The following is a 24,740-nucleotide window of genomic DNA, read 5'->3' as shown; positions in this document are numbered from 1 at the left end:
ACCGCCCTCAAGGCTGGTGATCGACCTGTGGGAGCGGGCTTGTCCCGCGAAGAGGGTGACTCGGTCTCAAATGCTGAACCGCCCGACCATCCCCCGCAACTGCTGCCCCAACTGCTCCAACTCCCCACTCGAAGCCGCCGTCTGCTCACTGGCCGCACTGGTCTGATCTGATGCATCCCGCACACTGATGACGCTTCGGTTGATCTGCTCGGCCACCACGCTCTGTTCCTCACTGGCCGTGGCGATCTGCTGGTTCATGCCCTGAATGCTCGACACCGTGTCGGTGATCTGGCTCAGTGCATCTCCGACGCGGCGGCTCAGTTCCACGCTCTGCTCGGTCAGGTGCTTGCTGTTGTCCAGCAGGCGGGTCACTTCGTCGGTGCCGTTGTGCAGGCTGTCGATCAGCTGGCCGATTTCTTCGGTGGCCGTCGAGGTCCGTTGGGCCAGGCCGCGTACCTCGTCGGCCACCACGGCAAAGCCACGCCCGGCTTCACCGGCCCGCGCCGCTTCGATCGCCGCGTTCAGGGCCAGCAGGTTGGTCTGTTCGGACACCGACTTGATCACATCGAGGATGCTGCCAATCCGCTGGCTTTCGCCCGCCAGATGCTGCATGGCCGTCAGGCAATGGTCCATCTGCCCGGCCAGTTGCTCGATGCGGCCGATGGCTTCGGCTACCACCTGGTCGCCCAGTTGCGCCTGCTGGTCGGCGTTGGTCGCGGCCAGCGAGGCCTGCTCGGCGTTCTGTGCCACTTCCTGCACGGTGGCGCTCATCTGGTTCATGGCGGTGGCCACCTGGTCGGTTTCCTCACGCTGCTGGTTGATGCGCAGCTTGGTGTCCTCGCTGCTGGTCGCCAGCTGTGTGGCGGCCTGCGACAGCTGTCCGACACCCTGGTCGATGCCCCCGATCAGCTCGCGCAGGCTCAAGGTCATCTCGCGCATGCTGGTTTGCAGTTGGCCCATTTCGTCGCGGCGTTGCACGGTGTCAACCTGGCTCAGGTCACCCTTGGCGATGCGCGCGGCCACGGCCAGTGTCTGGCGTAGTGGCTGCGTGATCTGCAGGGTAATCAGCCAGGCGGCTATCACCCCAAGCACCATGGCCAGCAATGCCACGCTGGTCAGCAGCGAGCGGGCGGCCAGGGCTTCGCTGTCCCGTTGTTCAACTTTGCGCCCGGCCAGTTCGACACTCGCCACGCCCAGTTCGTCGCCCATTTTTTCCATGCTGCCCTGCAGCTGCTCGGCGCGCACCGCTGCACGGCGGTACTGATCCAGGCTGGCCCGGTACTTGGCCAACTCGACGCCGGGCTGTTCGGTCAGTGATCGTGGCAAACTCAGCGGGGCAAGGGTCTTTAGCAGTTGCTCAAGGCTCTTGTCGGCGGCGTCCAGTGCGTCGTCGCCGACCTTGGCGAACGCCTCGACGGGCGAGAAGGTGTAGGCCGGTACAAGGCTTTGCTGGTTGGCGCCTTCGACATGGCGACTGAGGCTTTCCATCAGGCCCAGCGCGCTGCCTTGTTGACTGTCAGACATCGTCAGCAAGGCTTGGGTCTGCAAGTCGTCGATGACATCGTCCAGTTTGAGCGCTTGCGCTTGCATGGCCTGGCGCAGTGTCGTGCGGCTGGCGACGGTGCTTTGCAGCTCGGTGAAGTCTTCGCGCAGCTGTTGCAGCAATTGCAGTTTCTGCGTGAGCAACTGACGGGACTCGTCAACGTTGCTGCGTTGCTGCAACGTGCTCAGCATGCGCTCCAGTTGCTCGATGGCCTGCTGGATACGTGCCTTGCTGGTGTCGTCGCTGAGTACGCGGAAGGTGATGCGCTCGGCACGCAGGTCTTTGACCAGATCGTTGATCTGGCCAATTTCACTGAGCTGCTGCGAGCGGTTGATGGCGCCATCCAGAGCACGCCAGCCGCTGATGGTGGTGGCCAGGGTGAGCAGCAGGACCACGGCGAAGCCGAGGGCCAGCTTGGCGGCGACATTGAGGTTGCCGAGCTTGCGGTTGAGGTAGCCGAGCATGGGAAGTCTCCGTGCGATTGGGGGAGGGCATGCAGGCGTATTGCCGGCATGACACCTCTGCCAATCGGCAGCGGAGCTGTAGGACTTGACCTGATAATCAGGTAGGAAATTTCACTGCTGTATGTAGGAAGGTTCTCCGGCCCTCGGTTTAGAGCCTGAACCGCCCCACCAACCCCTGCAGGTGGGTCCCCAGCCGCGCCAGCTCCACGCTGGAGCTGGCCGTCTCTTCACTGGCGGCCGAGGTCTGGTCGGAAATATCCCGCACATTCATCACGCTGCGATTGATCTCTTCGGCCACGGCTGTCTGTTCTTCTGCAGCCGTGGCAATCTGCTGGTTCATCGCCTGGATCGACGACACGGTACGGGTGATGGTTTCCAGCGAACTGCCGGCGCGGCGGGTCAGTTCGACGCTGCTGTCGGTCAGCTGGCGGCTGTTGTCCATCACAGTGGCCACCCGTTGGGTGCCGCTTTGCAGGCCGGCAATCAGCTCTTCGATCTCTTCGGTCGACTGCTGGGTGCGCTGGGCCAGGCTGCGTACTTCGTCGGCCACCACGGCAAAGCCACGCCCGGCCTCGCCGGCGCGGGCGGCTTCGATGGCGGCGTTCAGGGCCAACAGGTTGGTCTGTTGAGCCACCGACTTGATCACGTCGAGCACGCTGCCGATCTTGTCGCTCTCGGCCTTGAGCTGGTTCATCGCTTCACTGGAGTTGACCACTTCGCCCGCCAGGCGCTCGATCTGCGCCACGGCCTCGCCCACCACACGGTCACCTTCGCGGGCTTGCTGATCGGCCATCAGGGCGGCTTCCGAGGCCTGCTCGGCGTTGCGCGCCACTTCATGCACAGTGGCGGTCATCTGGTTCATGGCGGTCGCCACTTGATCCGTTTCGACTTTCTGGTTGTTGACCCCGGCGCTGGTTTGCTCGGTGACGGCAGAGAGCTGTTCGGCGGCGCTGGCGATCTGCGTTACTCCGTCGCCAATGCCGCCGATCAACTCGCGCAGGCCTTGGGTCATGCGCTGCATGCTGGCCTGCAACTGGCCCAGCTCGTCGCGGCGCTGTACTGGCAGGCTCTGGGTCAGGTCGCCATTGGCCACACGCTCGGCGGCGCGCAGGGTCTGGCGCAGCGGGATGATGATCTGCCGGGTAATGGCCCAGGCGGCCACCAGGCCGAAGGCGAGGGCCAGCACGGTGGCAAGCGCGAGCAGGGTTTTGGCCTGGGCTGCAGCGGCGTCGCGCACCTCGGTTTGAGACGTGGTCATCGCCTGGCTGGTCTGCAGCAGTACCGTGCCTTGTTCGGCCATGTGTTGCAGGGCTTGCTCGCTGGCGGTCTGGGCATTGCCGAACTGGGTCACTGCATCGCGATAGCCGCCCATGGCGGTGGCGGCATCGTCCAGGCTGGCGGCATGTTCGGCAGGCACCTTGGACGGCAGCGCACGCAGCTCGACCAGTGCCTGGTCGATGGCCTTCAACGCCGTTTGCTGGAAGTCGGCGTTGCCGCTGTAGGTGTAGCCGCGCACCTGAAAGCGTGCCTGCTGCAGCAGGGCACTTACATCCACCGCATGCTGGTACTGGTTGATATCGCCACCTTGCAGCAGGCCTCGCTGCACGCGGCCGATCAGGTCCGCAGCCTTGTCGGCACTGTCGCCAAGCACGCCACGGCTGGCTTCGCGGCGCTGGCCGGCCTGCTTCAGCTCGTTGAACGACTGCTGGTAGATGCGCACAGCTTCGCGCTGTTGTTCCAGGCGCTGGCGGTCGGCGGGGAGTTCGATCTGGCCAAGCATCAACTGCACCTGGCGGTCGAGGCTGGTCAGGGCCTTTTCCAGCTCTGCCACCGAGGCTTCGTCACGCTGGCGTTGATAGTGCTGGCGGGCGATGCGCAATTCCTGGGTGTTTTGCTGGATGACCGAGATGTTCCCCAGCTTGTCGCCACGGTCGATGATGCTGTCCATGCCGTGCCAGCCGGTCAGGGTAATAGCCAGGGTCAACAGCAGCACCAGGCCGAAGCCCAGCCCCAGTTTGCGATTGACGCTCACATTGCCCAGCGATTGGGCTAACCATTGATACATGTACGACTCCCTGGCGACTTGGCAGTACAAATAGTTGTTGTATTGCCAAGGCATCGGCCTGGGAGAGGGAAACTTGATGGGTGAAAAAACGGCGTTTGCGTCAGAAAATACGCGAAAGCAGCGCGGTTACCGCGGTTTCGACCCGCAAGATGCGGTCACCCAGCTGCACCGGTGCCAGCCCGGCCTTGCCCAGCAGGTCGACTTCGTAGGGGATCCAGCCGCCTTCGGGGCCGATGGCCAGGGTAACGGGTTGCTCCACGGCACGGGGGCAGGCGGGGTAGGGGCCGGGATGGCCAACCAGGCCCAAGGTGCCAGCCGCGATGGCGGGCAGGCGGTCTTCGACGAAGGGCTTGAAGCGTTTTTCGATGATGACTTCGGGCAGCACGGTGTCGCGCGCCTGTTCCAGGCCAAGGATCAGGTTTTCGCGCATGCTCTCGGGCTGCAGGAAGGGCGTTTGCCAGAAGCTCTTCTCGACCTTGTAGCTGTTCACCAGGATCAGGCGTGGCACGCCGAGGGTGGCCACGGTCTGGAACAGCCGACGTAGCATTTTCGGCCGTGGCACCGCCAGCACCAGGGTCAGCGGTAGCTTGGCCGGTGGGGGCTGGTCAAACGCAACTTCCAGCTCGGCTTCGTGCTTTTCCAGGCGCAGCACCGTGGCCTTGCCCATCAGGCCGTTGATACGGCCCACGCGCAGGCTGTCGCCTACCGCCACGCGGTGGATGTCCTGCATGTGGGTGAAGCGCCGGTCAGCGAGAACGACGCGGTCGGCCGAAACGAAGTCGGCCTCTTCAAGAAGCAACAGGTTCACGGTTGGGTCGCAGGTGGCTGGTCGTTATGGTCGTCGGCGGTTTCGTCATGGGCGCTGCGTTTGCGGATCATGCTGCCGCACAGCACACCCACCTCGAACAGCAGCCACATGGGCACGGCCAGCAGGGTCTGGGAGAAGATATCCGGCGGGGTGAGTACCATGCCGACCACGAAGCAGCCGATGATCACGTAGGGGCGGATTTTCTTCAGGTACTTCACATCGACCACGCCGATCCACACCAGCAGCACCACCGCCACCGGGATTTCGAAGGCCACGCCAAAGGCGAAGAACAGCGTCATCACGAAGTCGAGGTAGCTGGCGATGTCGGTCATCATCGACACACCTTCCGGCGTGGCGCTGGCGAAGAAGCCGAAGATCAGCGGGAACACCAGGAAATAGGCGAACGCCATGCCGGCATAGAACAGGAAGATGCTCGACACCAGCAGTGGAATGGCGATGCGCTTTTCATGGCGATACAGCCCGGGTGCGATAAAGCCCCAGATCTGCTGCAGGATGAACGGAATCGCCAGGAACAGCGACACGATCATGGTCAGCTTGAACGGCGTGAGGAACGGTGAGGCCACGTCGGTGGCGATCATCGTCGCATTGGCCGGCAAGTGCTCGCGCAGCGGCGCCGAGACCAGTGTGTAGATCTGCTGGGCGAAGGAGAACAGCCCGGCAAAGATCAGGAAAATGACGGCAACGCACCGCAGCAGGCGGGTGCGCAGTTCGGTCAGGTGCGAAACCAGCGGCATCGGCTGGTCGTGTTCCGGGATCTCGCTCATGGGGCTCGCGGCGGTTGAGGCGGTTCAGAAGGCGTGGCCGGGGCGGCAGGCGGCTCGACCGGCCTGGCTTCCAGCCCGGCAGGTGGCTGCACGCTGGCCGTGGTAACCGGCGGCTGTGCGGGTGGCGTCATCGGGTTGAGGATGCGCTTGGCTTCCTCTTCCATCTGCAGGATGTGCTCGTTGTGCAGCTGGCGGCGGATGTCGTCGGCGCCGATTTCGCGCTCCACTTCCATCTTGATGCTGTTGAAGCTGCGCTTGAGCCGGCCGATCCACAGGCCAGCCGTGCGCGCGGCACCCGGCAGGCGCTCGGGGCCGAGCACCAGCAGAGCGACCAGGCCGACGAGCAGCAGCTCGCTGAAACTGATGCCGAACATGGGTCAGTCTTTCCGCTGTGGCTCTTGGACCGGCTGGGCCTGGCCTTCGATGGTGTGGCCTTGGCTCTGCTGTGCAGTGTTCTGCACCGGCGGAACAGGTTGGGCAGGCGGCGGGGTTTGCTCGGCCGGCTTGTTCTCTTCGTCGTTCATGGCTTTGCGGAAGCCCTTGATCGACTCGCCCAGGTCGCTGCCGAAGTTTTTCAGCTTTTTGGTGCCGAACACCAGGACCACGACGACCAGCAGGACGATCCAGTGTTTCCAGTCAAAAATACCCATGGTGCTCTCCTAGAATGCGTTGTGCTCAAGCCGAAGGCTGTCGCGCGGCCTTTTCATCGTGCCCGGACAGCCCGAAACGGCGCTCCAGCTCATCGAGCACGGCTTGTGGATGCTGTCCCAGCGCGCTGAGCATCACCAGGCTATGAAACCACAGGTCGGCGGTTTCGTAGATGACATCGCTGTAATCCTTGCTCACGGCAGCATCTTTGGCCGCGATGATGGTCTCGACCGATTCTTCGCCGAGCTTTTCAAGGATCTTGTTCAGGCCCTTGTGGTACAGGCTGGCCACGTAGGAGCTGTCAGGCGCCGCTTGCTTGCGTTCTTCAAGCACTTCGGCCAGGCGGTTGAGGGTGTCGCTCATGTCAGTGTCCTGCGCTGTAGATGGCATCCGGGTCCTTCAGGACCGGGTCGACGATTTTCCACTGGCCGTCTTCGTAAACGCGGTAGAAGCAGCTTTCACGGCCGGTATGGCAGGCGATATGGCCCAGTTGCTCGACCATCAGGATGATCACGTCGGCGTCGCAGTCCAGGCGCAGCTCATGCAGCTTTTGCACATGCCCGGATTCCTCGCCCTTGCGCCACAGCTTGCCACGCGAACGCGACCAGTAGATGGCGCGTTGCTCGGCGGCGGTAAGCGCCAGCGATTCGCGGTTCATCCAGGCCATCATCAGCACGCGTCCGGTCTTGTGGTCCTGGGCGATTGCCGGTACCAGGCCATCGCTGTTCCACTTGATCTCGTCCAGCCAGTCTTTCATCGTCGACTCCAAAACGGGCCCGCTCCTGTACCGGGCCCTTTGCGCTAGTGTGCCAGCCACGGGCGCGGCTGGCTATTGGCGTACGATCAGGTAAAGGCCTGCGGCCAGCATCAGCCAGGCCGGCCACGCGGCCGGGGCGGCCAGGCTGGCGGCTTCGGCGGCGCCAGCGGCCAGTACCGCACCCCCACCGAGCAGGCCGGCGCCCAGCAGGCGCAGTGCCCAGCGGTCGCCCTGGCGGCGCCGTTCCGGCAGTTGCGGATCTTGCAGGTGCGGCTGTGACAGGCGTTCGAGCAGGTCGCGGGCCATGTCGGCCAGGTGCGGCAGTTGCTCGACCTGGCTGTGGATGTTGCCGAACACAGCCTTGGGGCTGTAGCGGTCGCGCATCCAGCGTTCGAGGAATGGCTTGGCGGTGCTCCACAGGTCCAGGTCGGGGTACAACTGGCGGCCCAGGCCTTCGATGTTGAGCAGGGTCTTTTGCAGCAGCACCAGCTGCGGCTGCACTTCCATGTTGAAGCGCCGCGCGGTCTGGAACAGGCGCATCAGCACCTGGCCGAAGGAAATATCCTTTAACGGTTTTTCGAAGATCGGCTCGCACACGGTGCGGATCGCCGCTTCGAACTCGTTGACCTTGGTGTGGGCCGGTACCCAGCCCGAGTCGATGTGCAACTGGGCGACACGGCGGTAGTCACGCTTGAAGAAGGCAATCAGGTTGCGCGCCAGGTAGTCCTGGTCCTCGGCGGTGAGGCTGCCGACAATGCCGCAGTCGATAGCGATGTACTGCGGGCTCCACGGTTTTACGGTGCTGACGAAGATGTTGCCGGGGTGCATGTCGGCATGGAAGAAGCTGTCGCGGAACACCTGGGTGAAGAACACTTCCACGCCACGCTCGGCCAGCAGTTTCATGTCGGTGCGCTGGTCGGCCAGGGTGGCCATGTCGGTCACCGGCACGCCGTAGATGCGCTCCATCACCAGCACCTTGGGGCGGCACAGGTCCCAGTACACCTGGGGCACGTACATCAGCTCGGAGCCTTCGAAGTTGCGCCGCAGCTGGCTGGCGTTGGCCGCTTCGCGCAGCAGGTCGAGCTCGTCGTAAATGGTTTTTTCGTAGTCGCCAACGATTTCCACCGGGTGCAGGCGGCGGGCATCGGCCGAGGCGCGTTCGGCGGCCTTGGCGATCAGGAACAGCCAGGCCAGGTCCTGGGCAATGACCGGCTTCAGGCCCGGGCGCACGACCTTGACCACCACTTCTTCGCCGGTTTTGAGACGTGCAGCATGTACCTGGGCCACCGAGGCCGAGGCCAGTGGCTCCACGTCGAAGCGGCTGAACAGCTGCGCCACCGGGGCGCCCAGCTGTGCCTCGATCAAGGCCACGGCCTGCTTGGGGTCGAACGGCGGCACGCGGTCCTGCAACAGCATCAGCTCATCGGCGATGTCGTTGGGCAGCAGGTCGCGACGGGTGGACAGCAACTGGCCGAACTTGATGAAGATCGGCCCCAGGTCCTGCAATGCCAGGCGCAGGCGCGCGCCACGGCTCAGCTCGGACGGCTTGCGCGGCAGCCAGCGCCACGGCATCAGCAGGCGCAGGCTCATCAGCCACCAGGGCAGCGGCAGGTCGAACAGCAGGTCATCGAGACGGTAGCGGATCACCACACGCTGGATGCGAAAAAGACGGCGGACGGCGAGCAGCTTCATGCGTTATCGCTGGTATCAAGGGATCGGGAGAGGCGCTTGAGGCGCGCCTCGAGGCGTTCAGTGTCGAGCTTCAGGGCATCGAGTTCGCTGAAGGCGGCTTCGGCTTCGCGCTTGCCCACCAGGGTGCGGGACTCTTCGGCCAGGTACTCGGACAGGTTCTGGCTGAAGCGCGCCAGGCCCTGGCGGGTCCAGCGTGCACGCAGGCGGATATGGCCGGCCAGCATGGCCGTGGCGACCGGGCCAAGCCAGCGTTGCAGCTCGTGCTCCCAGTCCAGCTCAAGGTCTTGCAACACGCCGAACAGGTCTAGCAGCACGGCGCTGTTGCCATGCAGCTCCACCTGCGGGCTGTGCAGCACGGCGGTCTTGTCTTTGGCCAGGGCCAGTTGCGCCAGGCTGCCAGCCGGGGCGCGCAGGCTGCAGTCGACCTCGCCCTGCCAATGGGCGGCGAGCATCAGGCCCTCTTCATCGGGCAGGATGAACACCTGCAGGGCCGGTTGGCGGCAGTCGATCTCGATGACCTTGCCTTCCAGCGCGGCCAGGCGCGGCAGGGCCGTGCTGTCCATGCGCAGGATGCGGTTCAGGCCATGTTCGGCGCTGGCGAGCAGCCCGGCCAGCAGCATCAGGGCTTGATCCCCCGGTGCACGGCAACAATGCCGCTGGTCATGTTGTGGTAGGTGACGCGGTCGAAACCGGCCTCGACCATCATGCTCTTCAGGGTTTCCTGGTCCGGGTGCATGCGGATCGATTCGGCCAGGTAACGGTAGCTTTCCGAGTCGTTGGTGATCAGCTTGCCGGCCAGTGGCATGAAGGCGAACGAGTAGGCGTCGTAGGCCTTGGACATCAGCTTGTTGGTCGGCTTGGAGAACTCCAGGATCAACAGGCGGCCGCCGGGCTTGAGCACGCGCAGCATCGAACGGATGGCTTCGTCCTTGTGGGTAACGTTGCGCAGGCCGAAGGCGATGGTCACGCAGTCGAAATGGTTGTCCGGGAACGGCAGCTTCTCAGCGTCGGCCTGGACGAACTCGATGTTGCCGGCCACGCCACGGTCGAGCAGGCGGTCACGGCCGACCTTGAGCATCGAATCGTTGATGTCGGCCAGTACCACCTGGCCGGTCGGGCCTACAAGGCGCGAGAACTTGGCGGCCAGGTCGCCGGTACCGCCGGCGATATCCAGCACGCGGTTGCCGCTGCGCACGCCCGACAGCTCGATGGTAAAGCGCTTCCACAGGCGGTGCATGCCGCCGGACAGCACGTCGTTCATCAGGTCGTACTTGGCGGCCACCGAGTGGAACACTTCGGCGACTTTCTTCGCCTTCTGGCTTTCAGGGACGTCCTGGTAGCCGAAATGGGTGGTGGGTTCGGCGTGTTCGCCTTTGCGCTGGTCGTTCATATCGCTTCACCGGAAAAAATTACCGCCATTCTAGGGCGAACGGGCGGATTTGTCTTGGCGGGGTGTGCCAGTGGGCAGGGGCGGGCATAATGCCGATTATGTCTACATCTTCAGGAACACCCGCATGACCCAGATCAGCGTCGAACGCAAACACTCCCTCGGCCGCGATGCCGCCCGTGCCAAGGCCGAAGCCCTGGTCGACAAGCTCAGCCGCGAATACGACCTGAAGGCCACCTGGCACGGTGACCGGGTCGATGTGGCCCGCAGTGGTGCCAACGGCAGCGTGCACATTGGCGAGGACAGCATTCGTGTGGAGCTGAAGCTGGGCATGATGCTGTCGATGATGAGCGGCACGATCAAGGGTGAAATCGAGCGGGCGCTGGACAAAGCCCTGGTCTGATACCAGGGCCTTGTCTGGTTGACGACGACCGTCAGGCAGCGGGGAACGGTATTATCCCCTCCACCTGAGCCAGGCGCAGGTCACCCCGATAGATCTCGATCCGTTCAGCCGCAGTGTTCGCCTTTTCCAGCCGCGCCTCACGCTCGCGTTCTCGCTCGGGGCGGGGTTCCCAGAGCTTCAGGTGGGCCTTGGCGAAATCACGGGGCGCGGCATCGGCGCTGTGGTAGTGGAAGTGCGCCTCCCAGAGCACGTGGTTTGGCGCCTGCACATCCTTGATCTGATAGACGTCGAGGTAATCGTTGGCGTTGCGAAGGGGTTTTCGGGCCTTGGTCAGGGTGATCTGAATCCGCTTTTGCTGATACAGGTAACGTAGCGCGCTGCTATCGGGGTGGCGGGTGTCAAGGTAGGCATCGGTTAGCAGCCGCTGCTTTTCGGTGGTTACCGTGGCAATGGCGTCGTGCAGTTGCGCGCTCAATGCCGTGCTGGCGTGGTCATTGGCGCTGCCCAGCTGTTGTTCAACCTCGCGCATGTCCTGTATTTGCCAGTCCAGCAGGTCCATCAGGCTGTTCGGCTCGCTTGAGTAGCGTGCTGCCAGGGCGATTCGCGCGTCCTTTTGTGCCAGCAGGCTTTTGGCCCGGTGGCGCAATTGCGTGGAGTCCTGTGTTGCCGGCCGATGCTCGTTCGCCACTTCAAACCACTGGTCATTGCGCCGCTCGTAAGTGCCCGCGGGCTGCTGGGTGATCGGGTTGTGCTGGACCGCACGCGCCCCTTCCTGGTCGCGCTCCACCAGCACCGAGCGCCCGCGTGAAGTGCGTATCAGTGTGTGCCTGGCCGCCCGGACACGGTGGGTCAGCACCTGCACCGGTGGTGCGGTACCACGCTCCGTACTCGTCAACACGGCACTCAGTTCCCGTTGAGCCATGCGCTCCAGGCTGCCTACCGTGTCGATGTAGGCATCGAGCAGGGTGCGGTCGAGGGCGGGTGTCGTGAGGGACTGCAGGTACTGGGCCCTGCCGATGGCTGAACGGTACTCGCGCACGGCGTTGTTCAGTACCTCGACCTGTTGATCGGCAGGCAGGTTGGCCGCTGCCAGGCCATCATGGCTCCACAGCGTCGTGGTCAGGTCCTGGCTGCTGAGGCTGGCTTGCAAGGGCAGCAGGTTGGCGGCGGCATCGGGGCTGAGCAAGGTTTTGTCCAGCGTCAGGTAGGCCTGGTCGGCGAGGATTTGCGCGCGGACGATCAGCGAAGAATAGGGGCGTAGCCTGATGACCCGTTCTATTTTGGCTTTTTTGTCGCGGTAGTCGACGCGGTGATCGTTGAGTGCTTCTGGCAAGGTCTTGTCCAATCGCTCGCTGACCTCCAGCAGGCGCCGGCAGTTTTTCAGCGAATCCTGGATCGATGCCCGGTATGCCGAGTGGCGTTGCTTCTGCGCTTCGGTTTCAGGAAAGCTGCGCAGGCCAGCCGTCTGTGCTTCCAGTTCTTCGTGGTCGAACAGCACAAGTAAGCGCCGATAGAGGTGGATGTCGGCGTCGAGTGAGGCCTCGGTCCATTCGCTGAGACGCTGTGTAACCGTGCCAGCACGGTCGTATCTTGAAAATCGCGGCTCCAGCATCTGCCGGAAGGTCGAGACGTTGGCTTGCAGCATGGCTGTTTGTCTTTCGCAGAACAGCGAGTCGGCCGCCAGTTGTGGCCGATGCTTGCTGCGTAGCCTGATCAGTTCCGCGTACTGCTGCCCAAGGGCTTCTGGCAGCTTGTGAACGTCCGGGTCGGGTAAAGCACTGAACGCGAGGCCAAAACGCTCCGACAGGGCGTCGAAGTCCCGCAACTGCGCGCGGTTACGCGCAACGATGGGCTCAAGCCGAGCCAGTTCGGCCATGTTCGCCTGGGTGGTCGCTTGCAGTGTTTCGTATTGCTGGCGGTTTTGCTGGTTGATGGCCTCTCGTGTTTTTGGCATGCCGCCCGCCAGGTTGAGGTTGAGTACCCATTCGTCGTTCCAGCGTGTCAGCCAAGGGCCTGTGCGCCGCTCGCGACCCACGATGTAATAGCCGTCCGGCGCGCCCGCCCACTGTGACTGCCATTGCGTTTGGCTGTCGTCAGGCCCGATGATCTGGATACCCCCCCAGGTTTCCTGAACTTCGTATGCATCGCCCTGCAGGGTTACGTAAAGCCGGTTTTCAAGTGGGTACACCCCGCGCAGGCGCCCTTGTGGCTGTGGGGTATGGCCTTGCAATGAAACCCTTGCGCGCAACTGGCTCAATTGCAGGCGAAGCTCAGGGGGCAGGTTGCCCAGGCGCTGGCTGTTGTGCCAGCTGGTCACGCGAACGTGACCCTGGCTTTGCGGGTGCTCGACGGTAACCCAGTCAGCCGCCTTGGGCGCTTCGGGCGTTATCGACGGGGTGGAGGGCGTGTTCGTCGGGTGTTCCAGGGCTGGGGTGTGCAGCGCTGGTGACCTGGGCAAGCCCTGCGCGGGGCCAGTGGCAGCCGGGGTCAGCGCCATCGCCAGGTTGCCCAGCAGGTCGGCAGCCGCGAGCGCTTTTTCCACTGCGCTGCCCTGTAGCAAGGCAGGCAAGTCGTTCTTGAGGGTTGCAAGGGTAGCGACCAGCCATGCCACCGCCGCTGCCGGGCCGCGCAGCAGTGGGGTGGCGGTGTTGAATACCAGCCAGGCAAGCTGCACGGCCAATGCCCAGCGTTGTTGTGCGTTTGACACGCTTTGCCGGGATGCCATGAGCAGCATCGTCTGAATGTGCGTTTCGAACAGGGGGGTGTTCAGGTTTTCCGGCCAGGGTTGGTGCAGTGGGCGCACGGGAACGCGCAGGCGCTCCAGAGCGCTATCGACCCAGGCTGTTTGTGCACTCAGCAAGTGCGCCAGCGACGATAGGCGAGGATGCAGGTGAGGGCGTTCGAACCCTCCGTTCTGGTAAATGGCCCGCGCGTCATCGTCCATCCAGGCCAGCAGATGCTGCTGCAACACCTGATCAGCGCGGACCCTCGCCATCAGGGCATCCTGGTTTGCGAACTCCACCAGGGCGTCATCGACGAGCAACGGGCAGTACAGCACCCAGGACTGGCTGGCAGGTACTTCGATCAGGAACGCGCCGTGTACCTCGTTGCCTGCACTGGCGCCAGGTGCCGGCAGAAACGCCAAGGGTGCAATACCCAGTGAAGCGGGCGGCGTCTGCCGGTTCTGGCAGAAGTCGACAATGGCTTGGCAGGCCAGTGCGCACAGCTTCCCTTCGAGCCTGGCCCTGAGTGCGGCGAACCTTAGCGTGTGGCGCCATTGGCTGGCATGTTGCTCGATGCGCGCGGCCTTCAGGGTACTGGTCTGCAGCTGTTCTGCGACATAACTGGGGTACCGGCCCCCGACATCCACGTTGGCAATCAATCGCTCGATGTAGTCAAGGGTTAACCAGCTGTCGAGTGGCCTTGCGCTGCTGTCGACGAGGCCGGACGCGACTTCATTGGCATCGGTGTGCAGGCGTGCAATGGCCAGCTCGGTCAGGCTCATGCTTTTCAGATAATCCAGTTGCGCGGGGCCAGCAGAGGACAGTGGTACCACCACTGAAATCTCCACAAGCAGTTGCTCTGGATCGGGCACCGAATGGCCGGGATGGTCCAGTTGCATCCGCTCACGCAGGCGTCGCGTGGTGTAACGCTGCAGGTCTTCGATGGCCTCGAACGATTGCTGGTTCTGTGACCGGGCCTGGCTTGCGGCAAGATCAAGCAGCGCATCGGCATACAGCAAATGGCCGCTGGCATCGGTTCGTGCCAGCCAGCCGGGTGGTGCGATCGCAGGCAAGGCTGCGTCGAGTACAGGCAGCTCGAAAAAGCTGTCAGCAGGGTCGCTTGCCAGGCTGAAGGCTTCTTCGAGGGCTTGAACAGTCGTTATCGTGGACAGCTGCAGGCGGCCGAGCTTGTCCAGGATGTCGTTGAGCAACGCGCAGGCCTGGTGGTGAAAAGGGTCTGTTTCCAGAGGTTGCTTTGCCCAACTCAGCCGGCTGAACTGATAGCGCTCCGCCAGCGCCTGGCCCAATGCTTCGGCGAAGGCTGTCAGGCTCTGGTAGCTACGTACATCGCCAGAGGGCATGCACCACAACACCAGGTTGGGCTCGCCAGTGATCAACAGATCGGGCAGTGTCCTTGCGGCGTGGTCGTCCAGGGTGATTTGCAGCGCATGGAGGGCAAACCCTGCCTGGCTGCCGTCGATTGTGCTGTACAGCGCGCGTTTAGCCTGCGCAGGCAAGCCTTGCCGTTCGATGCCTGCAAGCAACGCGGCCTTCAGGGTGTGTGCCAGCCAGTGCAGGCGCGAAAGCCCCGACGTGGCATCGCTTGCCGCCCAGAAACCGGCTTGTGCCTGCTGGAACGCTTGCGGCAGGGCGACAAGCAATTGGTCCAGGTCGGCGTTGAGGTTTTCCAGGTTGATACCGATCGCCGGCCTGTTGCCTGGGTTGGCGCCTGCTGCCTGGGCCAGAAAGGGTTCTGGAGGCGCGATGCTGAGCACGTCCGCCGCTGTGAACGCGAGGCTTTTTCCGCTCAGGAAGTGTTCGAGTAGCGTCTGCACAAAGGCAGAAGTTGCAGGCCCTTTATCGAGCGCCTGTATGACCCGGAACGGCTCAAGTGACGTCAGTTGCGGGTGGTTGAGGGGTATCCAGGGGTAGCGGTCGACAAGCGTTGCGAAGCCGGCTTTGGCAACGACCTCGTGCAGGGTCGGGCGTTTGGCGAACTGGTTGGCGACCAGTTGCCTGAATGTGGTGGTGAGGGACGAATTCATCACGCTTCAGCTCCAGTAGCGGGGATGAAACGCTAGGGCGCATGCGTGTGGCAGGGGCGGTAATTAATTGCTTCACGCAGGTTGTGGGGTGCACTTAGGGTGAGGTTTCTAATTTTTCTCCCTACCTTATGCTCAAGCCCAACCTCCATGGGCGGTTTCTCCTCCACTCATGAGCATGAGGTACAGAGCATGGCCAAAGTGACTGTGAAGAAAAAGGACGACGCCCCGGGCACGCTGGGCGAGGTGCGCGGCTACGCGCGCAAGATCTGGCTGGCTGGCATTGGCGCTTACGCACGCGTGGGTCAGGAAGGCTCCGACTATTTCCATGAGCTGGTCAAGGCCGGCGAAGGCGTCGAGAAGCGTGGCAAGAAACGCATCGACAAAGAGCTCGATGCTGCCAACAACCAGATCGACGAAGCGGCTGAAGAAGTCAGTCGCGTACGCGGCAAGGTAGAAATTCAACTCGACAAGATCGAAAAAGCTTTCGACGCACGGGTGGGACGCGCCTTGAATCGCCTTGGCATTCCGTCTAAACATGACGTTGAGGCGCTGTCGATCAAGCTTGAACAGTTGCACGAGCTGCTTGAGCGCGTCGCGCACAAACCATAAGGAGAGCAGGATGGCTGGCAAGAAGAACACCGAAAAAGAAGGCAGCTCCTGGGTCGGCGGGATCGAGAAATACTCCCGCAAGATCTGGCTGGCGGGGCTGGGTATCTATTCGAAAATCGACCAGGACGGCCCGAAGCTGTTCGACTCGCTGGTGAAGGATGGCGAGAAGGCCGAGAAGCAGGCGAAGAAAACCGCTGAAGACGTGGCCGAAACCGCCAAGTCCTCCACCACTTCGCGCGTGTCTGGCGTGAAGGACCGTGCATTGGGCAAATGGAGCGAACTCGAAGAGGCTTTCGACAAGCGCCTGAACAGTGCCATCTCGCGCCTGGGTGTGCCGAGCCGCAACGAGATCAAGGCCCTGCACCAGCAGGTGGACAGCCTGACCAAGCAGATCGAGAAGCTGACCGGTGCTTCGGTTACGCCGATTTCGTCGCGCACCGCTGCTGCCAAACCGGCTGCGAGCAAGGCGGCGGCCAAGCCACTGGCCAAAGCGGCAGCTAAACCTGCGGCGAAAACGGCGGCGGCCAAGCCGGCAGCTAAAACCGCAGCGGCAAAACCGGCTGCCAAGCCTGCGGCCAAGGTGGCGGCTGCCAAGCCCGCAGCCAAACCGGCAGCGGCCAAGCCTGCTGTGGCGAAAAAGCCTGCGGTGAAAAAAGCTCCGGCCAAACCGGCAGCCGCCAAGCCCGCAGCCCCTACGGCCAGCGCCGCCCCGGCCGCTACCGCCGCACCGGCACCTGCCGCCGCCCCGGTCAGCAGCACGCCGTCGGCACCAACGGGCACCGGTACCCTGATCTGAAAGCAAGCGTACTACTCAACTGGCTAACGCGGTCAGTGTAGGAGCGGCCTTGTGTCGCGAAAGGGCTGCAAAGCAGCCCCGGGATCTTTGCATTGATGCTGAAATCGCGGGGCCGCTTTGCGGCCCTTTCGCGACACAAGGCCGCTCCTACATTGACGGTTTTGTCAGTGCGTTGTTTCTATCCCTCCAGATACCGCACCGCCAACTGCTCCGCCGCCGCTCGCGCCTGCGCCTGCAAATGCGGCGCCACCAGCATCATCACCTGATACACCACAATCCCCACATCCCCCTCGCGCCCCAGTACCCGCTGGTAATCCAGCGAGAACATCAGCGTCAGGGTGATCTGCTCCACCAACTGTCCCAGCGCCTGGGTCTCACTCTCCACCAGCCCCTGGCCCTTGAGGCTGGCCAGCAACGCCGCCAGTGTACGCTTGAGCGCGTTGATCAGGCTGCGCATGCCGCGCGCCAGCTTGGGCAGGCGCCCGGTCAGGTTGGACAGGTCCTGGAACAGGAAGCGGTACTGGGCCATGTGCTCGACGATCAGGTGCAGGAACAGCCAGTAATCCTCGGCATCCAGGCGCACCTCCAGCGGTGGGTCGAGCAGGGGCATCAGCGCTTCTTCAAAGCGCTCGAACAGGCCCAGCACCAACGGCTCCTTACCATGGAAGTGGTAATACAGGTTGCCCGGGCTGATGCCCAGTTCGTTGGCAATCTCCAACGTGGAAACGTTCGGTTCGCCCTGCTGGTTGAACAGTTGCAGGGCGCATTCGAGGATACGGTCGCGGGTCTTCATCCAGTCGTCAGGCTCATCGGGTCAGGACATAGGTGCCTGGCGCCGGGCCGAGCGGTGGATACGTGCTGTTGCCCAGTTCGGTACGGGGTGCCTTGAGCGGGCCGGAACGTGGCGTGATCCATTCCAGCCACAGGGGCCACCAGCTGCCGTCGCTGCGTTTGGCTTCGTAGAACCAGGCGCGCGGGTCGCCCGAAAGCTTGGGGTTTTCCAGGTAGTAAGCCTTGGGGTTGCCCGGCGGGTTGATGATGCTCTGGATGTGTCCGCTATTGGCCAGCACGAAGCGTCGGTCGCCACCGAGCAGCAAGGCCGAGCGATACACGGCATCCCACGGGGTGATGTGGTCGTTGCTGCCGGCCACGGTGAAACTGTCTAGGTCGACCTGCTTGAGGTCGATGGGCGTGCCGCACACTTCAAGGCCTGCGGGGTGGGTCAGCGGGTTGTGCTTGAAGAAGTCCAGCAAGTCGCCGTGCAGGGCTGCCGGCAGGCGCGTGTTGTCGGCGTTCCAGTAGAGGATATCGAACGCGGGCGGCGCCTTGCCCAGCAGGTAGTTGTTGACCCAGTAATTCCAGATCAGGTCGTTGGGGCGCATCCAGGCGAAAATCCTGGCCACCTCGCCGCCGTCCAGCACCCCCCGTTGATACGAGCGGCGCTTGGCGGCCTCGACGGTCTGCTCGTCGGCGAACAGGCTGGCCGGGCTGTCGAACTTGCTGTCCAGCAGGCTGACCAGGTACGTGGCGCTACGCACTCTGCGCAGTTGGCGCTTGGCCTGCAGATGCCCCTGCAGCGCGGCCATGGTCAGCCCGCCGGCGCAGGCGCCCATCAGGTTGGGGTCGCGGTTGCCACTGATGCTGCGGCAGGCGTTGAGCGCTTCTTCCAGGGCCTGCACATACGAGGACAGCCCCCACTCGCGGTGGCGCGGGTCGGGGTTGCGCCAGCTGACCATGAACACCTGCAGGCCGTTCTTGAGCATGTACTGGACGAAGCTGTTGTTCGCCTGCAAGTCGAAGATATAGAACTTGTTGATTTGTGGCGGCACCACCAGCAAGGGCCGGGCGTGCTGCTTTTCACTCATCGGCTTGTACTGGATCAGCTCCAGCAGCTCGTTGCGAAACACCACTGCGCCAGCTGTCGCCGCCAGGTTGCCACCCACCTCGAAGGCGCGTTCGTCCACCTGGCGTGGCAGGCCGTCGTTATGGCGCAGGTCGTCGAGCAGGTGGGCCACGCCACGCACCAGGCTTTGCCCGCCGGTATTGAGCAGTTCCTTTACCGCCAGCGGGTTGAGCAGCGAGTTGCTCGGCGCCAGGGCGTCATTGATCAAGCCAAACAAAAAGTGCGCGCGGGCCCGGTCATCGTCGTCCAGATGGCTTTCGTCGATCCATTGGCGGGTCTGCTTCTGCCAGGCCAGGTAGGCCTGCAGGCCACGGCGGTAAAACGGGTTCTGGCTCCAGGTCGGGTCGCTGAAGCGGGCGTCGCGGGGGTTGGGCTGGTAAGGCGAGTCACCCAGCATCACGCGTCCCAGCTGGCCGCCGAGTGCCAGCAGGTGGCGCGCCGTATGCAGCGGGTTGGTCAAGCCGTGGCGGCCCACCCTGCGCAGGGTCGACACCAGGTCGCGCCCGCGCAAGCCGAGTATGGCGTTTTGTACGTTCATGCTGGTGGCGGGGAGCGTTTTCGTTCCTTTGGCCGGTTTGTCTGTCATGGCAACACTCCCTCGTCTTACCCGTTTTCCGGGCAGCGACAATCAACCGCCGGAGGCGGGGCGCGGGTGCATGACCGCGCGCTGACGTTCTTCCTGGAGAAACTTCATGATGATCGGTGCGACGGCCTCGGCCCGGGTAATCAGGAACAGGTGGCCATCGTCGATTATGTGTAGCTGGGCGTTGGGAATCCGCCAGGCCAGCAGGCGCATGTTGATCAGCGGAATAAGCGGGTCGTCGTCACCGGCCAGCACCAAGGTCGGCTGGTGGATCTTGTGCAGCCAGTGGATGCTGGTCCAGCCAAGGCCTGCGAACAGTTGCCAGTAGTAACCCATCTTGCCGCCAGAGCGGACCTTGGACGCGTGGTGCATGGCCAGGTCCGGGTCGCGACGGAAAGCGCCGCCATAGATCATCGGCGCGATGCGGATGACATGGGAGGGCTGCACGTAACGCCTGGGGCTGGCCATCATCCACAACACTTTGGGCTTGCCCGGCACCATGACCGCGCCGGCGGCAGTGGCTGCCAACACCAGTTTCTTGCAGCGCTCCGGGTAGTCATGGGCAAACTGCTGGGCCAGGGCGCCGCCCCAGGACACGCCGATGGCGCTGACCTGGCCGTAGTCCAGGTAATCGAGCATGCGCGCGGTCAGCTTGGCCAGCCCCGGAAAGCGATAGGGATGACGCGGTGTGGACGAACCACCCACCCCGGGCACATCGAAGGCGATGACCTCAAGGTCCGGGTCCAGCGCTTCGATGAACGGGAACACCAGCTCCAGGTTGGCGCCGATGCCGTTGAAAATCAGCAACGGTGTCAGGTGCGGCTTGCCCGGGCGGACGGCGGTGCGAATGGATTGGTCGTCCAGTTCGACGGTCCTGAAGATGTAGGGTTCCGGCATGCGTTCGACTCTTCGGTGAAAAAAGCACCGTGGCGCGCCGGTGGCGGCCACGGCAAGGCCACTCAACGCTCGTGAACGTAGGTACCCGGTGAGGCTTCGCCAGCGGCATAGGCGCGGTTGCCCAGGCGGGTCGGCGCCTTTTTAAGCTCCCCGGCACGTTCACTCAGCCAGCTCTGCCAGTGCAGCCACCAGGAGTCGGCGTGCTTGGTGGCGTTTTCCTGCCAGGCCACCGGGTCACCCGGGCGATCGGCACCGGTCATGAAGCGTGCCTTGGGGTTGCCTGGCGGGTTGAGGATGCTCTGGATATGGCCACTGTTGGACAGCACGAACTCGATCTTGCCGCCGAACAGGTGCGCCGAGCGGTAGCACGATTGCCACGGGGTGATGTGGTCGGCGGTGCCGGCAACGCTGAAGATGTCGCACTGCACTTTCTTCAGGTCGATCGGGGTGCCGCACACTTCAAGGGCGTCCGGGCGGGTCAGCGGGTTGCTCTTGAACATTTCGATCAGGTCGCCGTGGAAGGCGGCCGGCAGGCGCGTGGTGTCGTTGTTCCAGAACAGGATGTCGAACACCGGCGGCTCGTTGCCGAGCAGGTAGTTGTTGACCCAGTAGTTCCAGATCAGGTCGTTGGGGCGCATCCAGGCGAACACCTTGGCCATGTCGCTGCCTTCCAGTACGCCGGTCTGGTAGGAATGGCGCTTGGCAGACTCCAGGGTCTGCTCGTCGACGAACAGCGCAACCTGGGTATCCATGGTGGTGTCCAGCACGCTGACCAGCAGGGTCAGGGCGTTGACCTTGTTCTCACCGAGGGCGGCATAGTGGCCTACCAGTGCGGTGCAGGTGATGCCGCCGGAGCAGGCACCGAGCATGTTCAGGTCCTTGCTGCCGGTAATGGCCAGCACGGCATCGACCGCTTCCTTGAGTGCATCGATGTAAGTGGACAGGCCCCACTCACGCTGGGCCTTGGTCGGGTTGCGCCAGCTGATGATGAAGGTTTGCTGCTGCGAGCGCAGGCAGTAGCGCGCCAGGCTCTTCTCCGGGCTCAGGTCGAACACGTAGAACTTGTTGATCTGCGGTGGCACCACCAGCAGCGGGCGGGCATGCACCTGTTCGGTGATGGGGCTGTACTGGATCAGCTCCAGTACATCGTTGCGGTACACCACGGCACCTTCACTGGTGCCCAGGTTCTTGCCCACTTCGAAGGCGTCCATGTTCACCTGGCTGGGCATGCCGCCGTTGTTGACCATGTCCTTGGCCAGGTTGGACAGGCCGTCGAGCAGGCTCTTGCCGCCGGTTTCGAAGAAGCGTTTGACCGCTGCCGGGTTGGACAGGGTGTTGGTCGGTGCCATGGCTTCGGTCATCAGGTTGATGACGAACTGGCCGCGGCTGATGTCTTGCGGTGACAGGTCGCTGCTGCCAATCCAGTCCTGCAGCTCCTTGCGCCAGGCCAGGTAGGTTTGCAGGTAGCGGCGGTACAGCGGGTTGTTGCTCCAGGCCGGGTCATTGAAGCGACGGTCGTCGCTTTCCGGGGCCAGGCTGGACTTGCCCAGCAGCACGTTCTTCAGCTCCAGGCCAAAGTGGGCCACATGTTTGGCGCTGTGCAGCGGTTGGCGCACGGCCTGGCGCAGCACGGTACGTGCCGAGCTCAACAGGTCCTTGCGGCGAATGCCGATGACCGGGTTCAGCCCCAGGGTATTGTCCGAGGCCTGCCGCTGCAGCTCATCGTTGTTCTTGTTACTCATCTACGACGCTCCGTTGTCCTGAGACGAGTACCGGTTGCTGTGACAGGAGCACAGCCCTGAGCCCGGTACTGCTACTCGGGTGACCAGTGATAAGGAACAGCGGTGCTGCGGGGGGTCTGACTGCCTGCAAAATGATGCAGGGAACTTGCCACACCCATTGGTTACCCGACTTTCATGTAATGCGCAAGACAGCCCTTCACTGGGCTGTCTGTAAGTCATTCAAACAGATGAATTTAGAAAATGCGCTCTAAACCCTGCAGCCCTTGCGCTAGAGCATGAGTTTCACGACCGATTCGGCCGGGTCGCGGGATTTCCCGGCCTTGTGCAGTTCGTCGAGGTACTCGGCCCACAACTGTTCCTGGCGCAGGCACAGCTGTTCAAGGTACTCCCAGGTGAACAGGCCGCTGTCATGGCCGTCGTCGAAGGTCAGTTTCAGTGCATATTGGCCGGCAGGTTCCAGGCCGACGAGGCCGACGTTGATCTTGCCAAATTGCAGGATGGGGTTGCCGTGGCCCTGGACCTCGGCGGAGGGGGAGTGCACGCGCAGGAATTCGGCGGGCAAGGTGTAGGCCTCGCCGGGGGCGTAGGTGAGGGTGAGGGTTTTCGAGGCTTTGTGCAGGTTGATGGCGGTGGGCAGGCGGGCCATGGCTGGAATCTCTTCTGAGCGACAAGCTCCAAGCTTCAAGCTACAAGAAATGATATTCAAGCCATGGTGGAAAAATCATGTGGCGCGGTGCTGCAAGCGACGCTAAACAGCTTGTCGCTTGCAGCTTCAGGCTTGCCGCTTACAGGATATAACGCGACAGGTCTTCGTTCTGCGCCAGTTCACCCAGGTGGCTGTTCACATACGCCGCGTCGATCTGGATCGGCGTTTCGTCGTGGGTGCTGGCCAGGTCGCCAGCGCTGAACGACACCTCTTCAAGCAAACGCTCAAGCAGGGTGTGCAGACGACGGGCACCGATGTTCTCGGTCTTCTCGTTCACCTGGTAGGCAATTTCGGCCAGGCGCTTGATACCGTCCGCCTGGAACGCGATGTTCAGGCCTTCGGTTTTCAACAGGGCCTGGTACTGCTCGGTCAGCGAGGCATGCGGCTCTTGCAGGATGCGCTCGAAGTCTTCCGGGGTCAGTGCCTTCAGTTCCACGCGAATCGGCAGACGGCCTTGCAGCTCGGGCACCAGGTCGCTTGGCTTGCTCAGGTGGAATGCACCCGAGGCAATGAACAGAATGTGGTCGGTCTTGACCATGCCCAGCTTGGTGTTGACGGTGCAGCCTTCGATCAGCGGCAGCAGGTCGCGCTGTACGCCTTCACGGGACACGTCAGCGCCACCAACGTTGCCGCGCTTGGCAACCTTGTCGATTTCGTCGATGAACACGATGCCATGCTGTTCGACCGCTTCCAGGGCCTTGGCCTTGAGCTCTTCCTCGTTGACCAGGCGGCTCGCTTCTTCATCGCGCACCATCTTCAGCGCTTCTTTCACCTTCAGCTTGCGCGCCTTGCGCTTGCCTTTGCCCATGTTGGCAAACAGGCTTTGCAGCTGGTTGGTCATTTCTTCCATGCCGGGTGGCGCGGCAATTTCGACGCCCACGGCATCGGCCACTTCGATTTCAATTTCCTTGTCGTCCAGCTGGCCCTCACGCAGGCGCTTGCGGAACAGCTGGCGGGTGTTGGAATCGGTGCTGGTCTGTGCGGCTTCCTCGGCGAAGCTGCTCACCCGTGCCTGCGGCAGCAGGGCATCGAGGATGCGGTCTTCGGCGGCATCTTCGGCGCGGTGGCGCACGCGGATGATTTCCTGCTCGCGCAGCATCTTCAGCGCGGCATCGGCCAAGTCACGGATGATCGACTCGACGTCTCGGCCCACGTAGCCCACTTCGGTGAACTTGGTCGCTTCCACCTTGAGGAATGGCGCGTTGGCCAGCTTGGCCAGGCGACGGGCGATTTCGGTTTTGCCGACGCCGGTAGGGCCGATCATCAGGATGTTCTTCGGGGTCACTTCGGCACGCAGCTCGGCAGGCAGCTGCATCCGGCGCCAGCGGTTGCGCAGGGCAATGGCCACGGCGCGTTTGGCGTCGTCCTGGCCGATGATGTGGCGGTTGAGTTCGTGGACGATCTCGCGGGGGGTCATGGACATGGTCAATACGGTCCTTGGGCGGATGAATCAGCGTGGAAAAATCCCGCTCGCAGCGGGACGCCAGAACAACTGATTAATCGGCCAGGTCCTGCTCCTCGATGGTCAGGTTGTGGTTGGTGAACACGCAGATGTCACCGGCGATGTTCAGGGCGGTTTCGGCGATTTCACGGGCCGAGAGGTCGGTCTTGTTCAGCAGGGCGCGGGCTGCGGCCTGGGCGTAGGCGCCACCGGAGCCCATGGCGATCAGGCCGTCTTCGGGTTCGACCACGTCGCCGTTACCGGTGATGATCAGGGAAGCGTCCTTGTTGGCCACGGCCAGCATGGCTTCCAGGCGGCTCAGGGAACGGTCGGTACGCCATTCCTTGGCCAGCTCGACGGCGGCACGTACCAGGTGGCCCTGGTGTTTTTCCAGTTGGCCTTCAAAGCGTTCGAACAGGGTGAAGGCGTCGGCGGTGGCACCGGCGAAGCCCGCAATGACCTGGCCGTGGTACAGGCGGCGCACTTTTTTTGCGTTGCCTTTCATCACGGTGTTGCCGAGGGATACCTGGCCGTCGCCACCCATGACGACTTTGCCGTTACGGCGGACAGAAACGATGGTGGTCAAGGGGAGAGTCTCCACGCAGCGGGGCGAAAGTGCCTGATGCAGACTCATATGGGGGTGGGGGGAAGGATTTCAACCATTGGCGACGAGCTGCAAGCTGCAAGCTGCAAGAAAAAGCGCGCCGGCATCATGCCTGCTTTTTCTTGTGGCTTGCAGCTTG

At 63.0% G+C, this 24,740-nt stretch carries 22 protein-coding genes and 1 pseudogene; 3 read left to right on the top strand and 20 right to left on the bottom strand.

Annotated elements, in window-relative coordinates; all coding sequences use genetic code 11:
* Window positions 1-66: 66 nt before the first annotated feature.
* From QQ992_RS26050 to ubiE, 12 genes and pseudogenes are all read right to left on the bottom strand, one after another.
* A complete protein-coding gene (locus tag QQ992_RS26050; RefSeq protein ID WP_286111588.1) occupies window positions 67-2,007 on the bottom strand; it encodes a methyl-accepting chemotaxis protein in 1,941 nt (646 codons plus the stop codon).
* A gap of 148 nt (window positions 2,008-2,155) precedes the next feature.
* Window positions 2,156-2,860 carry a methyl-accepting chemotaxis protein gene (locus tag QQ992_RS28210; protein WP_411828584.1) on the bottom strand — a complete coding sequence of 235 codons (705 nt, stop codon included), beginning with the start codon at window positions 2,858-2,860 and terminating at the stop codon, window positions 2,156-2,158.
* A gap of 198 nt (window positions 2,861-3,058) precedes the next feature.
* Window positions 3,059-3,955, bottom strand: a pseudogene (locus tag QQ992_RS28205) (methyl-accepting chemotaxis protein); the annotation flags it as partial.
* A 217-nt stretch (window positions 3,956-4,172) separates the two neighbouring features.
* A complete protein-coding gene (locus QQ992_RS26040; RefSeq protein WP_286111586.1) occupies window positions 4,173-4,880 on the bottom strand; it encodes a 16S rRNA (uracil(1498)-N(3))-methyltransferase in 708 nt (235 codons plus the stop codon).
* Window positions 4,877-5,665 carry a twin-arginine translocase subunit TatC gene (gene tatC, locus QQ992_RS26035; RefSeq protein WP_016712436.1) on the bottom strand — a complete coding sequence of 263 codons (789 nt, stop codon included), beginning with the start codon at window positions 5,663-5,665 and terminating at the stop codon, window positions 4,877-4,879. Before tatC ends, QQ992_RS26040 begins: the two co-directional genes overlap by 4 nt.
* Window positions 5,662-6,039, bottom strand: coding sequence for a Sec-independent protein translocase protein TatB (gene tatB / locus QQ992_RS26030; protein ID WP_060500613.1), 378 nt, complete (start codon window positions 6,037-6,039; stop codon window positions 5,662-5,664). The genes tatC and tatB overlap by 4 nt, the downstream gene beginning before the upstream one ends.
* 3 nt (window positions 6,040-6,042) lie before the next feature.
* Window positions 6,043-6,315, bottom strand: a complete 273-nt coding sequence (locus QQ992_RS26025) for a twin-arginine translocase TatA/TatE family subunit (protein ID WP_105946391.1) — start codon at window positions 6,313-6,315, stop codon at window positions 6,043-6,045.
* A gap of 25 nt (window positions 6,316-6,340) precedes the next feature.
* Window positions 6,341-6,676, bottom strand: a complete 336-nt coding sequence (locus tag QQ992_RS26020; protein ID WP_013974545.1) for a phosphoribosyl-ATP diphosphatase — start codon at window positions 6,674-6,676, stop codon at window positions 6,341-6,343.
* Window position 6,677: 1 nt separating this feature from the next.
* Window positions 6,678-7,070, bottom strand: coding sequence for a phosphoribosyl-AMP cyclohydrolase (gene hisI / locus QQ992_RS26015; RefSeq protein WP_003249284.1), 393 nt, complete (start codon window positions 7,068-7,070; stop codon window positions 6,678-6,680).
* Window positions 7,071-7,142: 72 nt separating this feature from the next.
* The gene (ubiB, locus tag QQ992_RS26010; RefSeq protein WP_110740874.1) at window positions 7,143-8,762 is read right to left on the bottom strand and encodes a ubiquinone biosynthesis regulatory protein kinase UbiB; all 1,620 of its coding nucleotides are present in this window, start codon (window positions 8,760-8,762) and stop codon (window positions 7,143-7,145) included.
* On the bottom strand, window positions 8,759-9,382 hold the full coding sequence (locus QQ992_RS26005; RefSeq protein ID WP_286111585.1) for a ubiquinone biosynthesis accessory factor UbiJ: 624 nt from the start codon (window positions 9,380-9,382) through the stop codon (window positions 8,759-8,761). Before QQ992_RS26005 ends, ubiB begins: the two co-directional genes overlap by 4 nt.
* Window positions 9,382-10,152: a bifunctional demethylmenaquinone methyltransferase/2-methoxy-6-polyprenyl-1,4-benzoquinol methylase UbiE gene (gene ubiE, locus QQ992_RS26000; RefSeq protein WP_016712431.1), complete on the bottom strand. Its 771-nt coding sequence runs from the start codon at window positions 10,150-10,152 to the stop codon at window positions 9,382-9,384. The genes QQ992_RS26005 and ubiE overlap by 1 nt, the downstream gene beginning before the upstream one ends.
* Before the next feature lie 124 nt (window positions 10,153-10,276).
* On the opposite strand from ubiE, the gene QQ992_RS25995 reads away from it, so the two are divergent.
* Window positions 10,277-10,552 carry a polyhydroxyalkanoic acid system family protein gene (locus QQ992_RS25995; protein WP_119371671.1) on the top strand — a complete coding sequence of 92 codons (276 nt, stop codon included), beginning with the start codon at window positions 10,277-10,279 and terminating at the stop codon, window positions 10,550-10,552.
* A gap of 31 nt (window positions 10,553-10,583) precedes the next feature.
* Here the strand turns inward: QQ992_RS25995 and QQ992_RS25990 are convergent, their stop codons facing one another.
* Window positions 10,584-15,320, bottom strand: a complete 4,737-nt coding sequence (locus QQ992_RS25990; protein WP_286111582.1) for a DUF6543 domain-containing protein — start codon at window positions 15,318-15,320, stop codon at window positions 10,584-10,586.
* Between the two features lie 189 nt (window positions 15,321-15,509).
* Here QQ992_RS25990 and QQ992_RS25985 point away from each other — a divergent pair, with 189 nt between their 5' ends.
* Window positions 15,510-15,929: a phasin family protein gene (locus QQ992_RS25985; protein ID WP_284353185.1), complete on the top strand. Its 420-nt coding sequence runs from the start codon at window positions 15,510-15,512 to the stop codon at window positions 15,927-15,929.
* A 10-nt stretch (window positions 15,930-15,939) separates the two neighbouring features.
* Entirely contained in the window at window positions 15,940-16,725 is a 786-nt protein-coding gene (locus QQ992_RS25980) for a phasin family protein (RefSeq protein ID WP_286111579.1), read from the top strand.
* A gap of 178 nt (window positions 16,726-16,903) precedes the next feature.
* On the opposite strand, the gene QQ992_RS25975 is transcribed toward QQ992_RS25980, so the two are convergent.
* The 7 genes from QQ992_RS25975 to hslV all read right to left on the bottom strand — a co-directional run bounded on the left by QQ992_RS25975 (window position 16,904) and on the right by hslV (window position 24,583).
* Window positions 16,904-17,518 carry a TetR/AcrR family transcriptional regulator gene (locus QQ992_RS25975; RefSeq protein WP_016712425.1) on the bottom strand — a complete coding sequence of 205 codons (615 nt, stop codon included), beginning with the start codon at window positions 17,516-17,518 and terminating at the stop codon, window positions 16,904-16,906.
* A 13-nt stretch (window positions 17,519-17,531) separates the two neighbouring features.
* Entirely contained in the window at window positions 17,532-19,214 is a 1,683-nt protein-coding gene (phaC, locus tag QQ992_RS25970; protein ID WP_286111576.1) for a class II poly(R)-hydroxyalkanoic acid synthase, read from the bottom strand.
* A 42-nt stretch (window positions 19,215-19,256) separates the two neighbouring features.
* The gene (gene phaZ, locus QQ992_RS25965; RefSeq protein ID WP_105946385.1) at window positions 19,257-20,108 is read right to left on the bottom strand and encodes a poly(3-hydroxyalkanoate) depolymerase; all 852 of its coding nucleotides are present in this window, start codon (window positions 20,106-20,108) and stop codon (window positions 19,257-19,259) included.
* 62 nt (window positions 20,109-20,170) lie between these two features.
* Window positions 20,171-21,850, bottom strand: a complete 1,680-nt coding sequence (gene phaC / locus QQ992_RS25960; protein WP_286111575.1) for a class II poly(R)-hydroxyalkanoic acid synthase — start codon at window positions 21,848-21,850, stop codon at window positions 20,171-20,173.
* A gap of 268 nt (window positions 21,851-22,118) precedes the next feature.
* Window positions 22,119-22,496 carry a gamma-butyrobetaine hydroxylase family protein gene (locus tag QQ992_RS25955; protein ID WP_286111574.1) on the bottom strand — a complete coding sequence of 126 codons (378 nt, stop codon included), beginning with the start codon at window positions 22,494-22,496 and terminating at the stop codon, window positions 22,119-22,121.
* Window positions 22,497-22,635: 139 nt separating this feature from the next.
* Complete coding sequence (hslU, locus tag QQ992_RS25950) at window positions 22,636-23,979, bottom strand: ATP-dependent protease ATPase subunit HslU (RefSeq protein ID WP_060500589.1); 1,344 nt, start codon at window positions 23,977-23,979, stop codon at window positions 22,636-22,638.
* 73 nt (window positions 23,980-24,052) lie between these two features.
* The gene (gene hslV / locus QQ992_RS25945) at window positions 24,053-24,583 is read right to left on the bottom strand and encodes an ATP-dependent protease subunit HslV (RefSeq protein ID WP_003249309.1); all 531 of its coding nucleotides are present in this window, start codon (window positions 24,581-24,583) and stop codon (window positions 24,053-24,055) included.
* Between the last annotated feature and the right edge of the window lie 157 nt (window positions 24,584-24,740).

This window comes from Pseudomonas kurunegalensis (assembly GCF_030291635.1).
GTDB classification, from domain to species: Bacteria; Pseudomonadota; Gammaproteobacteria; order Pseudomonadales; family Pseudomonadaceae; genus Aquipseudomonas; species Aquipseudomonas monteilii.
Note: the sequence above shows the minus strand (reverse complement) of the source record. Positions and strands in the feature narration are given on the sequence as shown.